Raw genomic sequence first — 21,326 nt, forward strand, 5'->3', positions numbered from 1 at the left:
CCGCTTGCGTCTTGATACCGCCAGCGGCATGCCCTAAACGTCATTGCCTTATTCCATAAACGACAATCTACATACCTTTTTATTATTAATTCATTAGATATCAGGCTGTTAGGCTTCCCGCCTCGCAGTCGCGGCTTCAGGCGACTGGCACAAGTCCTATCGGAGTTTTTTTGATGAATCTGCCGCTGATCCTCAATCTGCTGGTGTTCCTCGCCTTGCTGTTTGGTCTGGCGCAAACCCGTCACAGCACCTGGAGCCTGGCCAAAAAAGTCCTGCTGGCATTGGTGCTGGGCGTGGTGTTCGGCACCGTCCTGCACACGATTTACGGCGCCGGCAACCCGGTGTTGAAAGCCTCGATCGGCTGGTTTGACCTGGTGGGCAACGGCTATGTGCAGTTGCTGCAAATGATCGTGATTCCGCTGGTCTTCGCTTCAATTCTCAGCGCGGTAGCGCGCCTGCATAACGCCTCATCCCTGGGCAAGATCAGCTTCCTGACCATCGGCACACTGCTGTTCACCACCGCCATCGCCGCCCTTATCGGTATCGGCCTGACCAACCTGTTCGGTCTCACCGCCGAAGGCCTGGTGGCCGGCACCCAGGAAATCGCACGCCTGCAGGTGATCCAGAGCGACTATGCCGGCAAGGTCGCAGACCTGAATATCCCGCAGTTGCTGCTCTCGTTCGTTCCGCAGAACCCCTTTGCCGACCTGGCCCGGGCCAAGCCGACCTCGATCATCAGCGTGGTGATATTCGCGGCCTTCCTGGGTGTCGCGGCACTGCAATTGCTCAAGGATGACGTGGAAAAAGGTCAGAAAGTGATCAATGCCATCGACACCCTGCAAAGCTGGGTGACACGTCTGGTGCGGCTGGTGATGAAGCTGACCCCGTACGGCGTGCTGGCGCTGATGACCAAAGTGGTGGCCGGCTCCAACGTCCAGGACATCGTCAAGCTTGGCAGTTTCGTGGTGGTGTCGTACCTGGGGCTGGGCCTGATGTTCGTGGTTCACGGTCTGCTGGTGTCCGCCGCTGGGATCAACCCGCTACGCTTTTTCCGCAAGATATGGCCGGTCCTGACCTTCGCCTTCACCAGCCGCTCCAGCGCCGCGACCATCCCGCTGAGTATCGAAGCCCAGACCAGCCGCCTCGGCATTCCACGGGCCATTGCCAGCTTCAGCGCGTCGTTCGGCGCCACCATCGGCCAGAACGGCTGCGCCGGCCTCTACCCGGCCATGCTGGCGGTGATGGTCGCGCCGACCGTGGGCATCAACCCGCTGGATCCGGTGTGGCTCGCGACGCTGGTAGCGATCGTGACCTTGAGCTCGGCCGGGGTGGCCGGTGTCGGTGGAGGCGCGACATTTGCCGCGCTAATCGTGCTGCCGGCCATGGGCTTGCCGGTTTCACTGGTGGCGCTGCTGATTTCCGTCGAGCCACTGATCGACATGGGCCGCACAGCGTTGAACGTCAGCGGTTCGATCACTGCCGGGGTGATCACCAGCCAGGTGATGCAGCAGACCGACAAGGCTTTGCTGGATGCCGAGGAGCATGGGGAATTGGTGCAGGCTTGATTGCTCCCACATGGCTTACAGCTTTTCCCACACCTCAAAGCTGTAGGCCGGCTTGTCACCCTCGGCCGGGTTCGGCTGGTTCGATACCTGTTTCCACTGGCTCGAATCGAACGCCGGAAACCAGGCATCGCCATCCGGGCTCAGCGCCACACGGGTCAGGTACAGTCGGTCCGCCTGCTCCAGGGCCTGGGCGTACAGCTGGGCGCCGCCGATCAGCATCAGTTCGTCGACACCCTGCTGCAACGCCCACGCCTCGGCCCGTTCCACCGCTGCCTCCAGCGTGGAAAAGACTTCCGCGCCCTCCAGCACGAGGCCAGGCTGACGACTGACCACGATGTTCAAGCGCCCCGGCAGCGGCCGCCCCAGGGAGTCCCAGGTCTTGCGGCCCATGATGATGGGCTTGCCCAAGGTGGTAGCCTTGAAGTATTTAAAGTCCCCCGGCAAGTGCCAGGGCATGCTGTTGTCGACGCCGATCACACGGTTTTCACCGAGGGCTGCGATCAGGCTTAAAGGGAGTGTTTTTTTCATGCCGGCGAGGATACCAGAGGCCACAGCGGTTATGCTCAACCCTCATTTGCGACGGAAGCGCCTGTGTCTGAGCCTCTGACTGAACTGCACGACCTCTGGTTGACCGAGACGGTACGTCTGCGTGAAGAACACGCCGGCCCGCTCGAAGATCAGGAGGCCAATCGCCTGGCCCGCGCGGCGGGTGGCGATTTATCCAGCCGTATCCGTCACCGCGCCCGCTGGCTGGCCGAGCGCGACGGGCTCAGCCAGGCCTTGCATCACTGGCTGCAAGGGGCGCGCCTGGCGCTGATCATAATGGCTGTACTCGCCATCATCAGTGGCGCTGGCCTGGGCTTTGCCGCACTCGGCGACGGACGCACGCCGGTCAATGTGTTCTGGGCCCTGGGCAGCCTGTTGGCGTTGAACCTGATCTTGCTTATCGGCTGGGTCCTGGGCCTGATCTTTGCGGGTGAGCAAGGTGCAGCGCTGGGGCGCCTGTGGTTGTGGCTCAGCGAAAAACTCGCCCGCGACGCCAAGGCTGCGCAACTTGCGCCAGCCCTGCTCCTGCTATTGCAACGGCACAAGCTCAATCGCTGGGCCCTCGGTGCGCTGGTCAATGGTTTGTGGCTGCTGGCGATGCTCAGCGCGCTGCTCATCGTACTGATGCTGATGGCCACCCGGCGCTACGGTTTTGTATGGGAAACCACCATTCTCGGCGGTGAGACCTTCGTCGTCATGACCCAGGCCCTCGGCGCCCTGCCCGCCCTGCTGGGTTTGAGTGGGCCAACCGAAGAGATGATTCGCGCCAGTGGCGACGCCGCGCTGAATATCGAAAGCGCCCGCCAGGCCTGGGCCGCTTGGCTGGTGGGCGTGACGCTGGTCTACGGCGTGTTGCCGCGCCTGTGTCTGGCACTGTTGTGCCTGTGGCGCTGGCGTCGCGGCCGCGCCACGCTGCGCCTGGACTTGAACCTGCCAGGTTATGCCCAACTGCGGGAGCGGCTGATGCCCAGTAGCGAGCGCCTGGGCATCAGCGATGCCGCGCCCGCGCAATTGCATCAAATTGAAAGTGACGTTGGCGCGCTGCAAAGCGACGGTGCGCTGCTGGTGGCGATCGAACTGGACGACCGGCCTTGGCCACCGAAACTGCCAGGCACGGTGAAAAACGCCGGAGTGCTCGACAGCCGCGAATCGCGCCACAAACTCCTCGAACAACTGTCCCGCTTTCCTCCCGCGCGCCTGGCGATTGCCTGCGACCCACGACGCTCACCGGATCGTGGCAGCCTGGCGCTGATCGCCGAGCTGGCCCGCAACGCCAGCGCCACCCGCATCTGGTTGTTGCAGGCACCGCCCGGACAAGCGCTGGACGCTGAACGCCTGGGCGATTGGCACAACGCGCTGCAACAGTTGCAATTGCCCTTCGCGGACTCCGCGCCTTTGAACTGGCTGGAGACCGGCCATGACTGAACCCACCAAGCCGCTGAAGCTGGCCGTGGTTGGCCACACCAATGTGGGCAAAACCTCCTTGCTGCGCACACTGACCCGGGACGTCGGCTTCGGCGAAGTTTCCCACCGTCCTAGCACAACCCGACACGTCGAGGGCGCGCGACTGTCGGTGGACGGCGAAGCGTTGCTGGAGCTGTACGACACGCCGGGCCTGGAAGACGCCATCGCCCTGCTTGACTACCTCGAACGCTTGGAGCGCCCCGGTGAGCGCTTGGACGGGCCGGCACGCCTGGCGCGATTCCTGGACGGCAGCGAGGCACGACAACGCTTCGAACAGGAAGCCAAAGTGCTGCGACAATTGCTCTCCAGCGATGCCGGACTCTATGTGATCGATGCGCGAGAGCCAGTGCTGGCCAAGTACCGGGATGAGCTTCAAGTGCTCGCCAGTTGCGGCAAACCGCTGCTGCCGGTGTTGAATTTCGTCAGCAGCGCCAGCCACCGCGAGCCCGACTGGCGCGAAGCCCTGGCACGGTTGGGGCTGCACGCCCTGGTGCGTTTCGACAGCGTCGCCCCGCCCGAGGATGGCGAGCGACGCCTGTATGAAAGCCTCGCCCTGTTGCTGGAAAGCGCCCGTGGGCAACTGGAACGACTGGTCGCCGATCAACAGGCCCAACGCTTTGCCCGTCAGCAGAGCGCGAAGCGCTTGATCGCCGAACTGCTGATCGATTGCGCCGCTTGCCGACGCAGCGTAGCCAGCGATGCCGAACTGGAACGACAGGCCATCAGCGAGCTGCGCAACGCCGTGCGTCAACGGGAGCAGCGCTGCGTCGAAGCCTTGCTCAAGCTCTACGCCTTCCGTCCCCAGGACGCCGCGGCCAGCGATTTGCCTCTACTTGACGGCCGCTGGGGCGATGACTTGTTCAATCCCGACACCCTCAAACAGCTGGGTGTGCGTGTGGGTGGTGGGATCGCCGCGGGCGCAGCGGCCGGTGCCGGCGTGGATTTGCTGGTGGGCGGTCTGACCCTCGGCGCCGCCGCCCTGGCCGGCGCCATTGCCGGTGGCGCCCTGCAAACCGCCCGCAGTTACGGAAACAGGTTGATGGGCAAGCTCAAGGGCCAGCGGGAGCTGACAGTGGACGACAGTGTGCTACGCCTGTTGGCCCTGCGCCAACGGCAACTGTTGCAAGCCCTCAACCAGCGCGGCCATGCGGCAATGGACAGCATCCACATCGCCACACCCCAGGATAAAACCTGGCGCGAGGGCAAACTGCCCGAAGCGCTGAACAAGGCCAGAGCGTACCCGCAATGGTCGTCGCTTAATCCGCAGGCGCGGTTGAGCCAATCGGAACGCCAGGAACAGATCGAGCAGCTGGCTGAGCAGCTCTAGATGACACAACCCCTGTGGCAAGGGGATTTGTGGGAGCAAGGCTTGCCCGCGATGAGAGCGTCGCTACCGGTGGTTATTCGTCGGTCAATGCCCTGAGCGCCGCCGCAGCTTCTGCCAATTCCAACTCACTGAACACTTGCACCCCATGACGTTTGAGCAAGGCCGCCGTCACACCTTCACCAGGCACTTTCACGCCGCTGAACGTCCCGTCGTAGGTCAACAGATTGCCGCACGACGGGCTGTTGGCCTTGAGCACGGCGATACGGATAGCGTGTTCGCGCACCCGCTCCAGCGCTTGATACGCGCCGGACAGAAACTGTTCACTGACGTCTTCACCCTCGGTGGTGATTACCGTCGCCTGGCCGTCGAGCACCTGCGTACCTTGCCCACCGGGAATTTCTGCCGCCGCCCGAGGCGTGGGCAAGCCGCCGGCGACTTCCGGGCACAGCGGCACGACCCGACCTTCGTCGAGCCAGTGTTGAAGCTGATCGAACGGGCCACTGGCACCGCCGTCGTAGCGCACGCGGTGTCCGAGCAGGCAGCGGCTGACGAGGATCTTTTCCATGCTCAGAACACCTCGGTGCCGCGGCGCCGGAACCAGCCGGTCAAGGACAGGCGATCCCGCGCAGCAGGCAGGACTTCATGGGGGATGTCCCCCGACAGGAACACCACCAGACAACCGCCGGTGGGCACCACGTCGTGCTCCACGCCCTCGTCCAGGTACATGCGTAACTGGCCGCCATGCTCCGGCAACCAGGCGTCGTTGAGGTAAAGCACCGCCGACACCATGCGTCGATCGTCATCGCGAAAGCGGTCGACGTGCTTGAGGTAGAAGGCGCCAGGAGGGTACAGCGCGAAGTGGCTTTCGAAATCCTCCAGCCCCAGGAACAACCCGCGATTGATCGCCTCCCGCAAACTGTCCATCAACCCCAGGTAACGGTCGCACGCTTGCGCCTGGCCGGGCTCGATCCATTGGATACGATCACCCCGAATCCCTTCACGAATCTCCGAAAACGGCCCGCGCCCGACCGCCGCCGGGGCCAGCTCGCCTTCGGCGGCGCGCTGGCGACATTCGGCTGCCAAGGCGCGGGTCAGCGCATCCGGCAGGAAGATATTCTGCTGCGACCAGCCGCGCTCGGCCAGGTCGTCGACGATACGTAACAGCAGCGGGTGATCAGAAGGTATTTGCATGGCGCGCATAGTATTCCTGTGCCTGCAAAACCGACAGCGCCGCGCAGCGGGTTTGTCACGCTTGATGGCGCAGGCGCAGGAACTTGATACGAATTCTCGACAAGTCCCCACACCCCACGGAGAATAGTCGGCTGCTGACAGGAGTCCCTATGCGCCGTTTGCTTTTCTCATTGTTGATGTTCTGTGCGTTGCCCGCCTGGGCAGACAGCTACGACCAGTTGTACAAGGTCGCCGGCTGGCCGGAACAACGGGCGCATTTCAATGACGCCTTGAGCGCCGCGCAGCAGCGTTACCAGAGCAGCCTGCCACCGGCAGTGTTCCAGGCACTGGTCAACAACAGCAATCAACGCTTTGCCCCCCAGGCCATGGACCAGCGGGCCGAGGCGCAATTGCGCAAGAACCTCACCGACCCAGCCCCGGCCCTGAGTTTTTTTCAGTCGCCCCTGGGCCGCAAAGTCGTGGCAGCCGAGCTGCTGGCGACCCGTCGCGACCAATTGGCGAAGAACGCCAAGGGCCTGCCGAAGATGCAAGTCAGCGACAACCGCCTGTTGATCATCGGCCATCTTGCCCAGTCCCTGCCCGCCCGCGAGGCCGGCGCCGAAGTCAGCCTGGCGATCGCCGGCGTGGCGGCGGACAGCCTGAGCTCGATGATCCCCGGCCTGCTGGGTGCTGGCCAGGCCCAGGGCATGCTGAACGGTCAGCGCCAGCGTCTGATGGAGCAGATCGGCGCAGACCTGAACAACACGCTGCTGTACGTCTACCGCGACCTGACGGACACCGAGCTGGAGGAGTTCGCCACCTTCGCCGAGTCGGCTGAGGGCCAGGCTTATTATCAAGCGGCCTTGGCAGCGATTCGGGCGGGGTTGGCGGTGGGGCAGACTCTCGGGCAATAGATAGATCTTCAGCGCCCCTGACACCGTTATCGCGAGCAGGCTCGCTCCCACAGGGTGTTTGAGTGAACTCAGATTTTGTGATCGTCGAAAAACCAGTGTGGGAGCGAGCCTGCTCGCGATAGCAATAGCCCGGTCAGCGCCGAACCCGGCTCATCCGCTTCGTCAGAAATCCAAACATCTCCTGCCGCATCGCCAGCGCCTCATTCGCCAGGTGATGCCGACCTTCGGGCAACATCAGCACCTGGGGCCGATCGAACTTGCTGCGCAACACTTGCAGGTTATGCGCCCAATCCACCGTCATATCCGCCTGGCCCTGCACGATCAAGGGCTGGCGCGGGCTGCTCGGGGCGACTTCGATACGCTTGATCCATTGCCCCAACGCTCCGACCCACGCGGTGGGCAGGCGCAGCGGTTGCAACGGGTCGGCTTGCAGGAATGGCAGGAAGTCCGGGTCGGTGGAGTTCTCGCTGAAACGTCGGGCGATGCCGGTTACAAAGGGTTTGAGCAAGTAGTAACTCAGGCGCGACCAGCCCCAGGCCCGCGGCCGTACCAAGGGCGACAGCAGTATGACCTGACCTTGGGCAGGGCTGTGCTGGCCTTGGTTGAGCACGTGATCAACCACGATGGCCCCTCCGGTGCTTTGTCCGCACAGATGCCAGGGTTGCGGCAGCTCCAGCGTCCCGGCCTCGGTCAGCAGGCCTTGCAACGTGGCCTGGTACTCGGCGAAATCACCGATGCTGGCGCGTTCGCCACTGGATAGGCCGTGGCCCGGCAGGTCGCAGGCGATCACGGCGAATTTCTGCTCCAGCGCCCACTCGATCAAGTGCCGGTACAACCCCATATGGTCGTAATAGCCGTGGAACAGAAACAGCGTCGCTAGCGCTTTTTCCGGCCACCAGACCTGACCGACCAACTCATATCCGTCTATCTCGAAACGCCCCAGGCCCTTGCGCAACGTGCGGTGGGGAAAATCCAGGCCGTAGAACCGCTGATAAGCCAGCGCCTGCGCAGACAGCGGCTGCCACTGAGCCAAAGGTTGCAGGCTGGCACGCAGGTGATCGGGGTCGAAACTGACGGGCATAGGATTTCCACATAAAAGCGCAACGCGCGAAACAGACTTTGTAGGCCTGCGATATTCATCTGTCGCGCCAGGCATGGCAAGCTACGCGGCCTCAGAGGATCGACTCCATGCGCCCGTCCCACCGCACGACCTTGCTTGCCAGCCTGCTTGCCCTCGGGTGCGCCGCCGTGTTGTGGATCGCCTACGACTGGTTCCAGGGCCGCTTTCTGCGAGCGTTCAGCGAACACACGGCGGTATTTTCCGGCGACCCTTTGCGCCTCCCCCCCGGCCTGGCCGGCCCTGGCCCGATCCGTCTGGTGCATTTCTGGGATCCCGCCTGCCCATGCAACGTCGGCAACCAACAGCACCTTTCCGAGCTGGTGGAGAAATACGCCCCCCAAGGCGTCGAGTTTTATGCAGTCCAAAAAACCGGCAGTCAGGGCCAATTGCCGACCACGCTGAGCAGCCTCAAACCGCTTTCGGTGCTCCCCGGCTCAAGCCAGATTCCCGCCAGTCCGGCAGTAGCGATCTGGGATCGCAGCGGCAAACTGGCGTACTTCGGCCCCTACAGCGAAGGCCTGACCTGCAATTCGAGCAACAGCTTCATCGAGCCGATTCTCGAGGCCCTGAGCAGCGGCCGGGCGGTGAATGCGACCCACACGCTGGCGGTAGGGTGTTATTGCCCGTGGGGGCAGGACACATCCGCCAAAGAATAGGCCGCAGGGAAAATCCCCCCGAGCAAGGATACGCAGACACCCGGCGGCATGTTAAACATGGGAATAAACAGCGAAACCATGGGACCGCTGTCACTCAATAAGGATTTAGCATGAAACGCACCCTCATCGCCTTCCTGTCATTGGTCGTCACCGCCATCATCGTCGCGGGCGGCTACCTCTACAGCAAGCAGCCCACCCGCCAGGGCACGGTGCAGCTGCAAGGTCTGCAAGGCTCGGTGACCGTGCGCTACGACGAACGCGGCGTGCCGCATATCCGTGCTGAAAACGAAACCGACCTGTACCGCGCCCTGGGTTATGTCCATGCCCAGGACCGGCTGTTTCAAATGGAGATCATGCGCCGCCTCGCCCGTGGCGAACTGGCCGAGGTACTCGGGCCGAAGCTGCTCGACACCGACAAACTGATGCGCAGCCTGCGCATTCGCGAACGCGCCGCGACCTATCTGACGGAACAGGACCCACAGTCCCCGGCCTGGATCGCGATGCAGGCGTACCTGGATGGCATCAACCGCTACCAGGAAACCCACGCCAGGCCGGTGGAGTTCGATGTGCTGGGCATCCCCAAGCGTCCTTTCACCGCCGAGGACACCGTGAGCATTGCCGGCTACATGGCCTACAGCTTTGCGGCCGCGTTTCGCACCGAGCCGCTTTTGACTTACGTGCGCGATCAGTTGGGCAGCGACTACCTGAACATTTTCGACCTCGACTGGCAGCCCAAGGGCGTGCTGGCCGAGACTCGCAAGAGCGGCCTGCCCCTGGCCGCCGCCGACTGGAAAGACCTCAACGCCCTGGCCCGTCTCAGTGAACAGGCCCTGGCCGAAAACGGCCTGCCGCAGTTCGAAGGCAGCAACGCCTGGGCGGTCTCCGGCAGCCGCACCCACAGCGGCAAACCGTTGCTGGCGGGCGACCCGCATATTCGCTTTTCCGCGCCGTCGGTGTGGTACGAGGCGCACCTGTCGGCCCCGGGTTTCGAGCTTTACGGGCATTACCAGGCGCTGATGCCCTTTGCGACGCTGGGCATGAACAAGGATTTCGGCTGGAGCGTCACGATGTTCCAGAACGACGACCTGGACCTGATCGTCGAACGGGTCAACCCGGATAATCCCGAGCAGGTCTGGTATCGCGACCAATGGGTGGACATGACCCGCAGCGAACAACAGATCGCAGTCAAGGGCCAGGCGCCGGTGACGCTGCAACTGCGCCAGTCGCCCCATGGCCCGATCGTCAACGACGCCCTCGGCGCCAACGCCGGCAAGACACCTATCGCCATGTGGTGGGGGTTCCTGGAAAGCCGCAACCCGATCCTCGAAGCCTTCTACCAGCTCAATCGCGCCGACACCCTGACCAAGGCTCGCAGCGCGTCAGCCAAGATCCACGCGCCAGGGCTGAATGTGGTGTGGGCCAACGCCAAGGGCGATATCGGTTGGTGGGCCGCGGCGCAATTGCCCAAGCGGCCGGCCGGCGTGCAGCCCGGTTTCATGCTCGATGGCGGCAGCGCAGAGGCGCAAAAGGAGGGCTTCTACCCTTTCAGCAGCAACCCCCAGGAAGAGAACCCGGCCCGAGGCTACATCGTGTCGGCCAATTTCCAGCCGGTATCGGCCAGCGGCATCGAGATTGCGGGTTACTACAACCTTGCCGATCGCGGCCAGAAACTCAACCTCCAACTGGGCGACAAGCAGGCCAAGTGGGACATCGAAACCACCCGCAAACTGCAATTGGGCACCACCACCGCCTACGGTCCGCGTTTGCTCGCGCCTTTGCTGCCGGTGCTGCGTAACGGGGTCAGCGCCCCCCGGGAGCGTAAATGGGTGGAACAACTGGCCCAATGGCAGGGCGACTATCCGCTGGACTCCATAAGCGCCACGCTGTTCAACCAGTTCCTCTTTAACCTGGCCGACGCCGCACTGCACGATGAATTGGGCGACGGGCTCTTCGAAACCGCGCTGTCGACCCGAGTGATCGACGCCGCGCTGCCACGCCTGGCGGCATCAGAGGATTCGCCCTGGTGGGACGATCGCACCACCCCGGGCAAGGAGACCCGTGCCGACACGGTGATGAGGGCCTGGGGCAAGAGTCTGGCGCACCTGAAGGCCACCCTGGGTGACGATGCCAGCCAATGGCAATGGGGCAAGGCGCACACCCTCACCCACGGTCATCCGCTGGGCCTGCAAAAGCCGCTGGACCGGATCTTCAACGTCGGCCCCTTTGCTGCTCCCGGTACCCATGAAGTGCCCAACAACCTCTCGGCCAAAATCGGTCCGGCGCCCTGGCCAGTGACCTATGGCCCGTCCACCCGACGCATTATCGACTTTGCCGATCCGGCCCACAGCATCACGGTCAACCCCGTCGGGCAAAGCGGCGTGCCGTTCGACGCGCATTACGCGGATCAGGCCGAGGCTTACATCGAAGGGCTGTACTACCAGGCGCATCTGGCCGAAATAGAAGTGATGGCCAATACCCGCAGCACCTTGAAGCTGCTGCCGGTCGGGGCTAAGCCTTGAGCCCAATGACGGGTAACGCTTTTCATCAATCAACAGGCTTGGACGCTATTTATGGTCAAGACTGGAAGGGTTTAACAACTACCCCTTTTTATGGAGTCAACCCCATGTTCATCAACTGGTCCGAACTGCTGCCCACCATCAAAAGTGCCTTCGGCGCCCTGGGCAAAAGCAATCCGAAAATGGTCAAGGCCTACATGGCCCTGGATGAAGCCGCGGCCGATAACAACGTGCTGGATGCCAAGACCCGGGAGCTGATCTCCATCGCCGTGGCGATCACGACCCGCTGCGACGGCTGCATCGGCGTGCATACCGATGCGGCCATCAAGGCCGGCGCCACCCGCGAAGAGATCGCCGCCACCCTGGCCACCGCGGTTTCTCTGAATGCCGGCGCGGCGTATATCTACTCCCTGCGGGCGCTGGAAGCACATGATGCGTTGAAGAAGTGAGAGGCGATCACTGAGATCTTCATTGACTGCTACGCCGCTATCGCGAGCAGGCTCGCTTCCACATTGGATTTGGGCCTGATCCCGGATTTGTGGGCAACAAAAAGACCTGTGGGAGCCTCGCTGTCCCTGGAAAGGATGGCTAAATAAACCATCCAAGACAGTTGCTCCCACAGTGACTCAGCGTCCGGTCAGACCGGCGCGGCTGCCCGGCGCGGGTCTGGCTGTTTCCAGGAGTCGGCGGCGCTTTCTTCGATGGCTTGCTGGATCGCCCGCTTGCGGTTTTCTTCGGCGCGGTGGCTGAAGTACCAGACCAGGAAAGTCACCAACGATACGGCCAGCAGGATCAGGCTCGCCACGGCATTGATTTCCGGTTTGACCCCCAGGCGTACCGCCGAGAACACTTCCATCGGCAACGTTGTCGAGCCCGGGCCGGAGACGAAACTCGCCAGCACCAGATCGTCCAGCGACAAGGCGAACGACATCATGCCCCCCGCCGCCAGCGATGGCGCGATCATCGGGATGGTGATCAGGAAGAACACCTTCCACGGCCGCGCCCCCAGGTCCATGGCCGCTTCTTCGATAGACAGGTCCAGTTCACGCAAGCGTGCCGAGACCACCACCGCCACATAGGCCGAGCAGAACGTGGTGTGGGCGATCCAGATCGTGACGATGCCACGTTCCTGGGGCCAGCCGATCATCTGCGCCATCGCCACGAACAGCAGCAACAGCGACAGACCGGTGATCACCTCCGGCATCACCAATGGTGCGGTGACCAGGCCGCCGAACAGCGTGCGGCCCTTGAAATGGGTAATACGGGTCAACACGAAGGCCGCCAGTGTACCCAGGGCCACCGCGGCGATCGCCGTATAGCAGGCGATTTCCAGCGAGCGCACCACCGAGCCCATCAACTGGCTGTTGTCCAGCAGACCGACGTACCACTTGATCGACCAGCCGCCCCATACCGTCACCAGTTTCGAAGCGTTGAAGGAGTAAATCACCAGGATCAGCATTGGCGCATAGATGAACAGCAGACCCAGCACCAGCATCAGGCTTGAAAAACTGAAGCGCTTCATTCCTTGCCCTCCATTTCTTTGGCCTGACTGCGGTTGAACAGGATGATGGGCACGATCAGGATCGCCAGCATCACCACTGCCAGCGCGGACGCCACCGGCCAGTCACGGTTGTTGAAGAATTCCTGCCACAGCACTTTGCCGATCATCAGGGTTTCCGGGCCACCCAGCAGTTCCGGGATCACGAACTCGCCCACCACCGGGATGAACACCAGCATGCAGCCGGCGATGATGCCGTTCTTGGACAGCGGTACGGTGATTTTCCAGAAACTGTTGAAGGTGCTCGACCCCAGGTCGGACGCCGCCTCCAGTAAGCTCGGGTCGTGCTTCACCAGGTTGGCGTAGAGCGGCAGGATCATGAACGGCAGGTACGAGTAGACGATGCCGATGTAGACCGCCAGGTTGGTGTTGAGGATCTGCAGCGGTTCGCTGATCCAGCCCATGCTCATCAAAAAGCCGTTGAGCAGACCGTTGTTGCTGAGGATGCCCATCCACGCATAGACGCGGATCAGGATCGCGGTCCAGGTCGGCATCATGATCAGCAGCAGCAGCACCGTTTGCAGGTCCGGGCGGGCCTTGGCGATGGCGTAGGCCATCGGGTAGCCGATCAGCAGGCACAAGACGGTGCTGATCAGGGCCATCTTCAGCGAGCCGAGGTAGGCGGCGATGTACAGATCATCTTCGCTGAGCAGCACATAGTTACTGAAGTTGAGCAGCACCTGCAGCTTCTGGTCGATGTAGCTGTAGATCTCGGTGTACGGCGGAATGGCCACGTCGGCTTCGGCGAAACTGATCTTCAGGACGATGAAGAACGGCAGCATGAAGAACAGGAACAGCCAGATGAAGGGCACCCCGATGACCAGTTGACGGCCACCGGGCGTTATTCGGTCGAGTCGGCGTTTGAATTTGCGCATGTTCATGAGCGAAGCACCACTCCGCTGTCGTCTTCCCACCACACGAATACCTGGTCGCCCCAGGTCGGACGCTGACCCCGGCGCTCGGCGTTGGCGACAAAGGACTGCACCAGTTTGCCGCTCGGCAATTCGACGTAGAACACCGAATGGCCGCCCAGGTAGGCGATGTCATGGACCTTGCCGCTGGACCAGTTGTGCTCGCAGTCCGGCTGCTCGGCGGTGACCAGCAGTTTTTCCGGGCGGATGGCGTAGGTGACCGATTTGTCCTGCACCGAGGTACTGATGCCGTGGCCCACGTAGATGTTGCGGTCCAGGTCCTTGCAAGTCAGCACCGCGTGGCCTTCGGCGTCGTCCACCACTTCGGTCTCGAAGATGTTGACGTTGCCAATGAACTCACAGACCAGCCGGCTGGTGGGGGTTTCGTAGATGTCGATCGGGCTGCCGATCTGGGCGATCCAGCCCAGGTGCATGATCGCGATGCGCTGGGCCATGGTCATGGCCTCTTCCTGATCGTGGGTCACCATGACGCAGGTTACGCCAACCCGCTCGATGATCTCGACCAGCTCAAGCTGCATCTGCGAGCGCAGCTTCTTGTCCAAGGCACCCATCGGTTCGTCGAGCAGCAACAGCTTGGGCCGTTTGGCCAGGGAACGGGCCAGGGCCACACGTTGACGCTGGCCGCCGGAGAGCTGATGCGGCTTGCGCTTGGCGTACTGGCTCATCTGCACCAGCTTGAGCATTTCGGCCACGCGGGCGTCGATCTCGGCTTTCGGGATTTTGTCCTGCTGCAGGCCGAAAGCAATGTTCTGCGCCACGGTCATGTGGGGGAACAGGGCGTAGGACTGGAACATCATGTTGATCGGCCGCTCATAGGGCGGCATGTCGGTGATGTCTACACCGTCGAGGAAAATGCGCCCCTCCGTGGGCCGTTCGAAACCCGCCAGCATGCGGAGCAAGGTGGATTTGCCCGATCCCGAACCGCCGAGCAGGGCGAAGATTTCGCCTTTCTTGATTTCCAGGGACACATCGTCCACGGCAATCGTCTCGTCGAACTTTTTCGTGACCCGGTCGATTTTGACCAACACCTGCTTGGGTGTCTGGTCGCCCTCGAGGGCTTTCTTATAGGCGCCGGAGGCAACTGCCATTTACGAAACTCCCACAAAATTTGCAGCTCGCCCTGCGCGGACGAGCCTTGGAATAGTTAAAGCGCTTGACCCTATTTGCCTGACTTGACCCTGGTCCAGCTGCGGGTCATGACGCGCTGGATCTTGGGCGGCAGCTCGGAGTTGACGTACAGCTTGTCAACGACCGCTTGCGGTGGGTAAACCGCTTCGTCGGTGCGCACTTGCTGGTCCATCAACTCGCCGGCCTTGGGATTGGGGTTCGCATAGCCGACGGCGTCACTGACTTGGGCGATCACTTCAGGCTTGAGTAAATAGTTGATGAAGGCGTGGGCTTCTTTGACGTTGGAGGAATCGCGCGGGATCGCCAGCATGTCGAACCAGAGGTTGGCGCCTTCCTTGGGAATCACATAAGCGATCTCGATGCCCTTTTTCGCTTCTTCAGCACGTTCGCGGGCCTGGAAGATGTCACCGGAGAAACCGGCAGCCACGCAGATCTCGCCATTGGCCAGATCGGAGATGTATTTGGAAGAGTTGAAGTAGGTGACGTAAGGCCGGATCTTGAGAAGTTGAGCCTCGGCCTTCTTGTAGTCTTCAGGGTTCTGGCTGTTGGGGTCCAGGCCCAGGTAATTGAGCATCGCCGGGATCATCTCGTCGCCCGAATCGAGGAACGAAACGCCACAGCTGGAGAGTTTCTTGATGTTTTCCGGTTCGAACAGCATGGCCCACGAGTCGATCTTGTCGACGCCCAGCGCAGCCTTGACCTTCTCGACGTTGTAGCCGATGCCGTTGGTACCCCACAGATAGGGCACGGCGTACTGATTGCCCGGATCATTCTTCTCCAGGCGTTTGAGCAGCACCGGGTCCAGGTTGGCGTAGTTGCTCAACTGCGACTTGTCGAGTTTCTGGAACGCCCCGGCCTTGATCTGCTTGCCCAGAAAATGGTTGGACGGCACGACCACGTCGTAGCCGGTACGACCGGCCAGCAGTTTGCCTTCCAGGGTTTCGTTGGAGTCGAAGACGTCGTACACCGGCTTGATCCCCGTGGCCTTTTCAAAGTCCGCCAGGGTGGTCTCGCCGATGTAATCCGACCAGTTATAAATATGCACGGTGGAGGCAGCCTGGACGCTGACGGCAAGCGTCAGTCCGGCACCGATCAGCATGGCATTGCGTAACAAAGAAAAAACAGGCACGTGGAGGTCCTCTTAAATAGTTGGGCCCAAGTTGCCCCCGTTACCTGGCAGCGATGTGCCCTGCAACAAAACCGGCGCGCAACTTACCCTCGATAAACCGATCCAGCAAAACTTTTAGTCATTTAATTATTCCCGTTGCCGCCGCCGCGATGCCGGCGACAACAGGAAGATGCCTCAGACCGGCTTACTTGCCAGACTTGATCTTGGTCCAGCTGCGGGTGATCAGACGCAACGTGCCGGCATCCAGATCACTGATTGCATACAGCTGCTTCTTCACTTCGTCAGACGGGTAGATGCTCGGATCGCTGGTGATGTCCTTGTCCACCAGTGGCGTGGCCGCCTTGTTGCCGTTCGGGAAACGTACGGCGTTGGTGATTTCAGCCATGATCTGCGGCTGCATCAGGAAGTTCATGAACTTGTAGGCGGATTCGACGTTCTCGGCGTCCTTGGGAATGGCGACCATGTCGTAGAAAGTGCCGGCGCCTTCTTTTGGAATGACGTAGCTGAGCTTGACCTTGTCTCCCGCTTCCTTGGCGCGCTCCTTGGACTGCTCCAGGTCACCGGAGTAACCCACAGCCACGCAGATGTTGCCGTTGGCCAGGTCCGAGATGTATTTGGAGGAGTGGAAATAGGCAACCGAAGGACGAATCTTCAGGAACAGGTCTTCAGCGGCCTTCAGGTCAGCCTTGTCCTTGCTGTCGGTCGGCTTGCCCAGGTAATGCAGTGCCGCCGGGATCATCTCGGTCGGTGCATCGAGGAAGCTCACGCCGCAGCTCTTGAGCTTGGCCATGTTTTCCGGTTTGAACACCACGTCCCACGAATCGATCTTGTCGATACCCAGTGCAGCCTTGACCTTCTCCGGGTTGTAGCCAATACCGATGGAGCCCCACATGTAGGGGAAGGCATATTTGTTGCCCTTGTCGCTGGCATCGCCCACGGCCTTGAGCAGGTCGGTGTCCAGGTTCTTCCAGTCCGGCAGCTTGGACTTGTCCAGCTCCTGGTAAACACCGGCCTTGATCTGCTTGGCCAGGAAGTTGTTCGACGGCACCACGATGTCATAACCGGACTTGCCCGCCAGCAACTTGGCTTCCAGGGTCTCGTTGCTGTCGAACACGTCGTAGACGACCTTGATCCCCGTCTCTTTCTCGAACTTGGCGACCGTGTCCGGTGCAATGTAATCGGACCAGTTATAGACGTGCAGCACTTTGTCGTCCGCCTGAACAGCACTCGCCATCACGCCCGTCAGGGACATGGCGAGGAGGGTCTTGCCAGCCATCTTCATACCTAATGTCTTCATGCCTAATGCCTTCATGAAAAATGCTCCAGTTATTCTTCTTAGCCGTCGTTCAGTAGCCGGCTCGCGGGCAACTTGAACAGCCGGTAGTCTGGCAAGTTACAGGCCAGCCTTTCAACAAAAGCCCAGCCTTTTGTTTACGCCGGACGAGGCCCGTACGGGCGCCTCGCTCAGAGCCTAGCACTTAGCCTTGCAACGCACTGAGCGTCAGGTCCAGGCAGTGCCGCGCCTTGGTCACCAGTTCATCGATCTCGGCCTTGCTGATCACCAGCGGCGGCGCAATGATCATGGTGTCACCCACGGCGCGCATGATCAGCCCATTATCAAAACAGAACTGCCGGCAGATCATGCCCACACCCCTGCCTTCGTAGCGCTTGCGCGTGGCCTTGTCCTGTACCAGTTCGATCGCCCCCAGCAAGCCGACACCGCGTACCTCACCCACCAGCGGATGATCGTTCAGTTCCCTCAGGCGCTGTTGCAAATAGGGTGCCGTTTCGCCATGAACACGCTCGACGATCTTTTCGTCGCGCAGAATGCGGATGTTTTCCAAGGCCACCGCAGCGGCTACCGGGTGACCGGAATAGGTAAACCCGTGGTTGAAGTCGCCGCCTTCGTTGAGCACCGCCACCACATCGTCACGCACGATCAGGCCGCCCATGGGGATGTAACCGGAGGTCAGGCCCTTGGCGATGGTCATCATGTGGGGTTTCAACCCGTAATGATCGGTACCGAACCACTCACCGGTGCGACCGAAACCACAGATCACTTCATCGGCCACGAACAGGATGTCGTACTTGGCGAGGATTTCCTTCATGCGCGGCCAGTAGCTGTCCGGCGGCACGATGACTCCGCCCGCGCCCTGGATCGGCTCGGCGATGAAGGCACCCACGTTGTCCACGCCGATTTCCAGGATCTTTTCTTCCAGCTGGTTGGCCGCCCATACGCCGAACTCTTCCGGGCTCATGTCGCCGCCCTCGCCGAACCAGTAGGGTTGGGCGATGTGGACAATGCCGGGGATCGGCAGGTCGCCCTGCTCGTGCATGTACGTCATGCCGCCCAGGCTCGCGCCGGCCACGGTCGAACCGTGATAGCCGTTCTTGCGGCTGATGATGACTTTTTTGTTCGGCTGGCCCTTGATCGCCCAGTAGTGGCGGACCATGCGCAGCATGGTGTCGTTGCCTTCGGAGCCGGAGCCGGTGAAGAACACGTGGTTCATGCCTTCAGGGGCGATGTCGGCGATGGCTTTGGACAATTCCAGCACCGGCGGGTGAGCGGTCTGGAAGAACAGGTTGTAGTACGGCAGCTCGCGCATCTGCTGGCTGGCGGCGTCGGCCAGTTCGTCGCGGCCGTAGCCGACGGCCACGCACCAGAGGCCGGCCATGCCATCGAGGATCTTGTTGCCTTCACTGTCCCACAGGTAAACGCCCTTGGCGTGGGTGATGATGCGCGGGCCTTTCTCTTTGAGCTGCTTGAAGTCGCTGAATGGCGCCAGGTGGTGATCGTTGCTCAGGGCCTGCCATTTACGGGTTTGCGGATTGTTGCCGGTCATGCGAATTCTCCTTGTAGATCGGTGGGGACGGAACTGCCTGAAGCAGTCCCGCCCGGCGCTTCAGACGGCAAAGAGCAGGAATTCCCGCTCCCACGAACTGATGACGCGCTTGAAGTTTTCATGCTCGGCCCGCTTGACCGCGACGTAGCCTGTGATGAATTTCTTGCCCAGGTATTTCTCGATGGTGGCGCTGTTTTCCATGCGCTCGAGGGCATCTTCGATGGTCAGTGGCAGGCGCAGGTTGCGACGTTCATACCCTCGCCCCACCACCGGCGCGCTCGGGTTGATGCCTTCGACCATGCCGATGTAGCCGCACAACAGGCTGGCGGCGATCGCCAGGTACGGGTTGGCGTCGGCGCCCGGCAAACGGTTTTCCACCCGACGGTTCTGCGGCCCGGCTTCCGGCACGCGCAGGCCCACGGTGCGGTTCTCTTCACCCCATTCCACGTTCACCGGCGCCGACGTATCCGGCAGGAAGCGGCGGAACGAGTTCACGTTGGGGGCAAACAGCGGCAGCAGCTCGGGGATGAACTTCTGCAGACCTCCAATGTGATTCAGGAACAGCGTGCTCATGGTCCCGTCTTCATTGGAAAAGACGTTCTTGCCGGTGTCTTTGTCGATGATGCTCTGGTGCAGGTGCATCGCACTGCCGGGCTCGCCGGTCATGGGCTTGGCCATGAAAGTGGCGGCTACGTTGTGCTTGAGCGCCGCTTCGCGCATGGTGCGCTTGAACACCAGGATCTGGTCGGCCAGGGACAAGGCGTCGCCGTGACGGAAATTGATCTCCATCTGCGCCGTGCCGTCCTCATGGATCAGCGTGTCGAGGTCCAGCTCCTGCAGTTCGCACCAGTCGTAGACGTCTTCGAACAACGGGTCGAATTCGTTGGCCGCTTCGATCGAGAACGACTGACGGCCGGTTTCCGGGCGACCGGAGCGGCCAATGGGCGGCTGCAACGGGAAGTCCGGGTCGTCGCTGCGCTTGGTCAGGTAGAACTCCATTTCCGGCGCGACGATCGGCTGCCAGCCCTTGTCGGCATAGAGCTTGAGCACTTTCTTGAGCACGTTGCGCGGCGACAGTTCGATGGGATTGCCATGCTTGTCGTAGGAGTCGTGGATAACCTGGGCGGTGGGCTCGATGGCCCAGGGCACAAGGAACACTGCGTTTTCGTCCGGGCGGCACATCATGTCGATGTCGGCAGGGTCGAGCAGTTCGTAGTAGATGTCGTCTTCGACATAGTCGCCCGTAACGGTCTGGAGCAGAACGCTCTCGGGCAGGCGCATGCCTTTTTCGGCAATGAACTTGTTGGTCGGCGAGATCTTGCCCCGGGTGATGCCGGTCAGGTCGCCAATCATGCATTCGACTTCTGTGATCTTATGGTCTTTCAACCAATCGGTGAGCTGGTCGAGGTTGTTACTCATAAATGCCTCTAGGCGTGAGTTTCCTGGCTGCTATTTAGTAGTCAGGCGTTGTTTGACGCATCGGCGTCGCGTTGTGTTGCCCTTGCCCTTGCCCGGCAGGCATCGCCAAATGCCTGGAAAATCGCAAGGTAGTAAGGATTGGAGCTTACCCCCCATTCAGGGTGCCATTGCACACCTAAAGCAAAAGCCTTGCCTCCTGGCACCGAAACAGCCTCGATCAAGCCATCCGGCGCCACCGCTTCGGCCCGCAACCCAGGTGCCAGGCGCTCGATGCCCTGGCTGTGGATCGAATTGACCTGAATCGCCTGCGGCAGCCCCAGCCCTGCCAGGATGCCGCCAGGCTGGATATGCACGGCGTGGGCAGGACCGTATTGGACATCCACCGCTTGAGTGTCGTCTTCACGATGATCGATGAACGTTCCGACTTCATGAACTTTCTGATGCAGGCTGCCGCCAAAGGCTACGTTCATCTCCTGGAACCCACGGCAGATACCCAGCACCGGGATGCCGGCCGCTACAGCGGCGCGGATCAACGGCAGGGTGGTGGCATCCCGTGCAGGATCATGAGCAGTGCCCGGCGCGCTGGCGGGGCCCTGATAGTGAAAAGGTTCTACATTAGAAGGAGAGCCGGTAAAAAGAATGCCGTCCAGGGCGTCCAGAATATCGGACGGCGCGAACAGATCCGCCAGGGACGGAATCAGCACTGGCAAGCCCTTGGCGGCTGTCGCCACAGCCCGGGAATATTTATCGCCACTGACGTGATACGCATGCAGACCCATCTGCCTGGAGCAGGTGGTGACGCCGATTAACGGCAGGCGAGACATGAAGCACCCCGGTATTATTGCTGTTATGGGTTTGAATCGAGCTTAGCCTTGTTCATTTTTTTACACAACACCCCCGTAAAAAATACAACACGGCCCGCTCAAGCCTGCGGGCGCCGTCTGCTCCAAAGGGAAAAAAACGCCCCAAATTGCCTCAAAAAAGCCCCACAGGTGCTTTTTTAGAGCAAAAAAGGCCCAGCTTGACTTCGGCATGCCGT

Annotated in this window: 19 protein-coding genes; 7 read left to right on the top strand and 12 right to left on the bottom strand. The window is 61.4% G+C overall.

The window, feature by feature from the left end; all coding sequences use genetic code 11:
- Nucleotides 1–173: 173 nt before the first annotated feature.
- Nucleotides 174–1,565: an L-cystine transporter gene (locus T3A99_RS11355; protein WP_047226041.1), complete on the top strand. Its 1,392-nt coding sequence runs from the start codon at nucleotides 174–176 to the stop codon at nucleotides 1,563–1,565.
- 15 nt (nucleotides 1,566–1,580) lie between these two features.
- Here T3A99_RS11355 and T3A99_RS11360 read toward each other — a convergent pair whose 3' ends face one another.
- Nucleotides 1,581–2,093, bottom strand: a complete 513-nt coding sequence (locus tag T3A99_RS11360; RefSeq protein WP_047226191.1) for a dihydrofolate reductase — start codon at nucleotides 2,091–2,093, stop codon at nucleotides 1,581–1,583.
- A 75-nt stretch (nucleotides 2,094–2,168) separates the two neighbouring features.
- Between T3A99_RS11360 and T3A99_RS11365 the strand changes: the two genes are divergently transcribed.
- Nucleotides 2,169–3,536 carry a DUF2868 domain-containing protein gene (locus T3A99_RS11365; protein ID WP_322834330.1) on the top strand — a complete coding sequence of 456 codons (1,368 nt, stop codon included), beginning with the start codon at nucleotides 2,169–2,171 and terminating at the stop codon, nucleotides 3,534–3,536.
- Nucleotides 3,529–4,902 carry a GTPase/DUF3482 domain-containing protein gene (locus T3A99_RS11370; protein ID WP_322834312.1) on the top strand — a complete coding sequence of 458 codons (1,374 nt, stop codon included), beginning with the start codon at nucleotides 3,529–3,531 and terminating at the stop codon, nucleotides 4,900–4,902. Before T3A99_RS11365 ends, T3A99_RS11370 begins: the two co-directional genes overlap by 8 nt.
- A 73-nt stretch (nucleotides 4,903–4,975) precedes the next feature.
- Here the strand turns inward: T3A99_RS11370 and T3A99_RS11375 are convergent, their stop codons facing one another.
- Both T3A99_RS11375 and T3A99_RS11380 read right to left on the bottom strand, forming a co-directional pair.
- Nucleotides 4,976–5,467 (bottom strand): DUF523 domain-containing protein, encoded by a 492-nt coding sequence (locus tag T3A99_RS11375; protein WP_076383046.1) that lies wholly within the window; start codon nucleotides 5,465–5,467, stop codon nucleotides 4,976–4,978.
- 2 nt (nucleotides 5,468–5,469) lie between these two features.
- Nucleotides 5,470–6,102 (bottom strand): 2OG-Fe(II) oxygenase, encoded by a 633-nt coding sequence (locus tag T3A99_RS11380; protein ID WP_076383047.1) that lies wholly within the window; start codon nucleotides 6,100–6,102, stop codon nucleotides 5,470–5,472.
- A gap of 140 nt (nucleotides 6,103–6,242) precedes the next feature.
- Here T3A99_RS11380 and T3A99_RS11385 point away from each other — a divergent pair, with 140 nt between their 5' ends.
- A complete protein-coding gene (locus T3A99_RS11385) occupies nucleotides 6,243–6,986 on the top strand; it encodes a DUF2059 domain-containing protein (protein ID WP_047226045.1) in 744 nt (247 codons plus the stop codon).
- A 133-nt stretch (nucleotides 6,987–7,119) separates the two neighbouring features.
- On the opposite strand, the gene T3A99_RS11390 is transcribed toward T3A99_RS11385, so the two are convergent.
- Complete coding sequence (locus T3A99_RS11390) at nucleotides 7,120–8,067, bottom strand: alpha/beta hydrolase (protein WP_047226046.1); 948 nt, start codon at nucleotides 8,065–8,067, stop codon at nucleotides 7,120–7,122.
- 107 nt (nucleotides 8,068–8,174) lie between these two features.
- Here T3A99_RS11390 and T3A99_RS11395 point away from each other — a divergent pair, with 107 nt between their 5' ends.
- From T3A99_RS11395 to T3A99_RS11405, 3 genes are all read left to right on the top strand, one after another.
- Nucleotides 8,175–8,762, top strand: a complete 588-nt coding sequence (locus tag T3A99_RS11395) for a DUF6436 domain-containing protein (RefSeq protein ID WP_047226047.1) — start codon at nucleotides 8,175–8,177, stop codon at nucleotides 8,760–8,762.
- A gap of 110 nt (nucleotides 8,763–8,872) precedes the next feature.
- Nucleotides 8,873–11,281 (top strand): penicillin acylase family protein, encoded by a 2,409-nt coding sequence (locus T3A99_RS11400; protein WP_107321385.1) that lies wholly within the window; start codon nucleotides 8,873–8,875, stop codon nucleotides 11,279–11,281.
- Between the two features lie 104 nt (nucleotides 11,282–11,385).
- Nucleotides 11,386–11,727 (top strand): carboxymuconolactone decarboxylase family protein, encoded by a 342-nt coding sequence (locus tag T3A99_RS11405; protein WP_047226049.1) that lies wholly within the window; start codon nucleotides 11,386–11,388, stop codon nucleotides 11,725–11,727.
- A 188-nt stretch (nucleotides 11,728–11,915) separates the two neighbouring features.
- Here T3A99_RS11405 and T3A99_RS11410 read toward each other — a convergent pair whose 3' ends face one another.
- The 8 genes from T3A99_RS11410 to T3A99_RS11445 form a co-directional block, all read right to left on the bottom strand.
- Complete coding sequence (locus tag T3A99_RS11410) at nucleotides 11,916–12,800, bottom strand: ABC transporter permease subunit (RefSeq protein ID WP_047226050.1); 885 nt, start codon at nucleotides 12,798–12,800, stop codon at nucleotides 11,916–11,918.
- Complete coding sequence (locus tag T3A99_RS11415) at nucleotides 12,797–13,717, bottom strand: ABC transporter permease subunit (RefSeq protein ID WP_047226051.1); 921 nt, start codon at nucleotides 13,715–13,717, stop codon at nucleotides 12,797–12,799. Before T3A99_RS11415 ends, T3A99_RS11410 begins: the two co-directional genes overlap by 4 nt.
- Entirely contained in the window at nucleotides 13,714–14,856 is a 1,143-nt protein-coding gene (locus T3A99_RS11420; protein WP_322834313.1) for an ABC transporter ATP-binding protein, read from the bottom strand. Before T3A99_RS11420 ends, T3A99_RS11415 begins: the two co-directional genes overlap by 4 nt.
- 71 nt (nucleotides 14,857–14,927) lie before the next feature.
- Nucleotides 14,928–15,995, bottom strand: a complete 1,068-nt coding sequence (locus T3A99_RS11425; RefSeq protein WP_076386497.1) for a polyamine ABC transporter substrate-binding protein — start codon at nucleotides 15,993–15,995, stop codon at nucleotides 14,928–14,930.
- Nucleotides 15,996–16,209: 214 nt separating this feature from the next.
- Nucleotides 16,210–17,322 (bottom strand): polyamine ABC transporter substrate-binding protein, encoded by a 1,113-nt coding sequence (locus tag T3A99_RS11430; protein ID WP_076386499.1) that lies wholly within the window; start codon nucleotides 17,320–17,322, stop codon nucleotides 16,210–16,212.
- A 181-nt stretch (nucleotides 17,323–17,503) separates the two neighbouring features.
- Entirely contained in the window at nucleotides 17,504–18,868 is a 1,365-nt protein-coding gene (locus T3A99_RS11435) for an aspartate aminotransferase family protein (RefSeq protein WP_047226055.1), read from the bottom strand.
- A 60-nt stretch (nucleotides 18,869–18,928) separates the two neighbouring features.
- On the bottom strand, nucleotides 18,929–20,287 hold the full coding sequence (locus tag T3A99_RS11440) for a glutamine synthetase family protein (RefSeq protein WP_047226056.1): 1,359 nt from the start codon (nucleotides 20,285–20,287) through the stop codon (nucleotides 18,929–18,931).
- Nucleotides 20,288–20,328: 41 nt separating this feature from the next.
- The gene (locus T3A99_RS11445; protein WP_322834314.1) at nucleotides 20,329–21,111 is read right to left on the bottom strand and encodes a gamma-glutamyl-gamma-aminobutyrate hydrolase family protein; all 783 of its coding nucleotides are present in this window, start codon (nucleotides 21,109–21,111) and stop codon (nucleotides 20,329–20,331) included.
- Nucleotides 21,112–21,326 lie beyond the last annotated feature (215 nt).

It is taken from the genome of Pseudomonas sp. N-137, assembly GCF_034555295.1.
Taxonomy (GTDB): domain Bacteria; phylum Pseudomonadota; class Gammaproteobacteria; order Pseudomonadales; family Pseudomonadaceae; genus Aquipseudomonas; species Aquipseudomonas rhizophila.

Excerpts from the sequence above, each read along its gene's own strand:
- T3A99_RS11355 (WP_047226041.1), top strand. The coding sequence starts at position 174 with ATGAATCTGCCGCTGATCCTCAATCTGCTGGTGTTCCTCGCCTTGCTG.
- T3A99_RS11360 (WP_047226191.1), bottom strand. The coding sequence starts at position 2,093 with ATGAAAAAAACACTCCCTTTAAGCCTGATCGCAGCCCTCGGTGAAAAC.
- T3A99_RS11370 (WP_322834312.1), top strand. The coding sequence starts at position 3,529 with ATGACTGAACCCACCAAGCCGCTGAAGCTGGCCGTGGTTGGCCACACC.
- T3A99_RS11375 (WP_076383046.1), bottom strand. The coding sequence starts at position 5,467 with ATGGAAAAGATCCTCGTCAGCCGCTGCCTGCTCGGACACCGCGTGCGC.
- T3A99_RS11380 (WP_076383047.1), bottom strand. The coding sequence starts at position 6,102 with ATGCGCGCCATGCAAATACCTTCTGATCACCCGCTGCTGTTACGTATC.
- T3A99_RS11385 (WP_047226045.1), top strand. The coding sequence starts at position 6,243 with ATGCGCCGTTTGCTTTTCTCATTGTTGATGTTCTGTGCGTTGCCCGCC.
- T3A99_RS11390 (WP_047226046.1), bottom strand. The coding sequence starts at position 8,067 with ATGCCCGTCAGTTTCGACCCCGATCACCTGCGTGCCAGCCTGCAACCT.
- T3A99_RS11395 (WP_047226047.1), top strand. The coding sequence starts at position 8,175 with ATGCGCCCGTCCCACCGCACGACCTTGCTTGCCAGCCTGCTTGCCCTC.
- T3A99_RS11400 (WP_107321385.1), top strand. The coding sequence starts at position 8,873 with ATGAAACGCACCCTCATCGCCTTCCTGTCATTGGTCGTCACCGCCATC.
- T3A99_RS11405 (WP_047226049.1), top strand. The coding sequence starts at position 11,386 with ATGTTCATCAACTGGTCCGAACTGCTGCCCACCATCAAAAGTGCCTTC.
- T3A99_RS11410 (WP_047226050.1), bottom strand. The coding sequence starts at position 12,800 with ATGAAGCGCTTCAGTTTTTCAAGCCTGATGCTGGTGCTGGGTCTGCTG.
- T3A99_RS11415 (WP_047226051.1), bottom strand. The coding sequence starts at position 13,717 with ATGAACATGCGCAAATTCAAACGCCGACTCGACCGAATAACGCCCGGT.
- T3A99_RS11420 (WP_322834313.1), bottom strand. The coding sequence starts at position 14,856 with ATGGCAGTTGCCTCCGGCGCCTATAAGAAAGCCCTCGAGGGCGACCAG.
- T3A99_RS11425 (WP_076386497.1), bottom strand. The coding sequence starts at position 15,995 with ATGCTGATCGGTGCCGGACTGACGCTTGCCGTCAGCGTCCAGGCTGCC.
- T3A99_RS11430 (WP_076386499.1), bottom strand. The coding sequence starts at position 17,322 with ATGAAGACATTAGGTATGAAGATGGCTGGCAAGACCCTCCTCGCCATG.
- T3A99_RS11435 (WP_047226055.1), bottom strand. The coding sequence starts at position 18,868 with ATGACCGGCAACAATCCGCAAACCCGTAAATGGCAGGCCCTGAGCAAC.
- T3A99_RS11440 (WP_047226056.1), bottom strand. The coding sequence starts at position 20,287 with ATGAGTAACAACCTCGACCAGCTCACCGATTGGTTGAAAGACCATAAG.
- T3A99_RS11445 (WP_322834314.1), bottom strand. The coding sequence starts at position 21,111 with ATGTCTCGCCTGCCGTTAATCGGCGTCACCACCTGCTCCAGGCAGATG.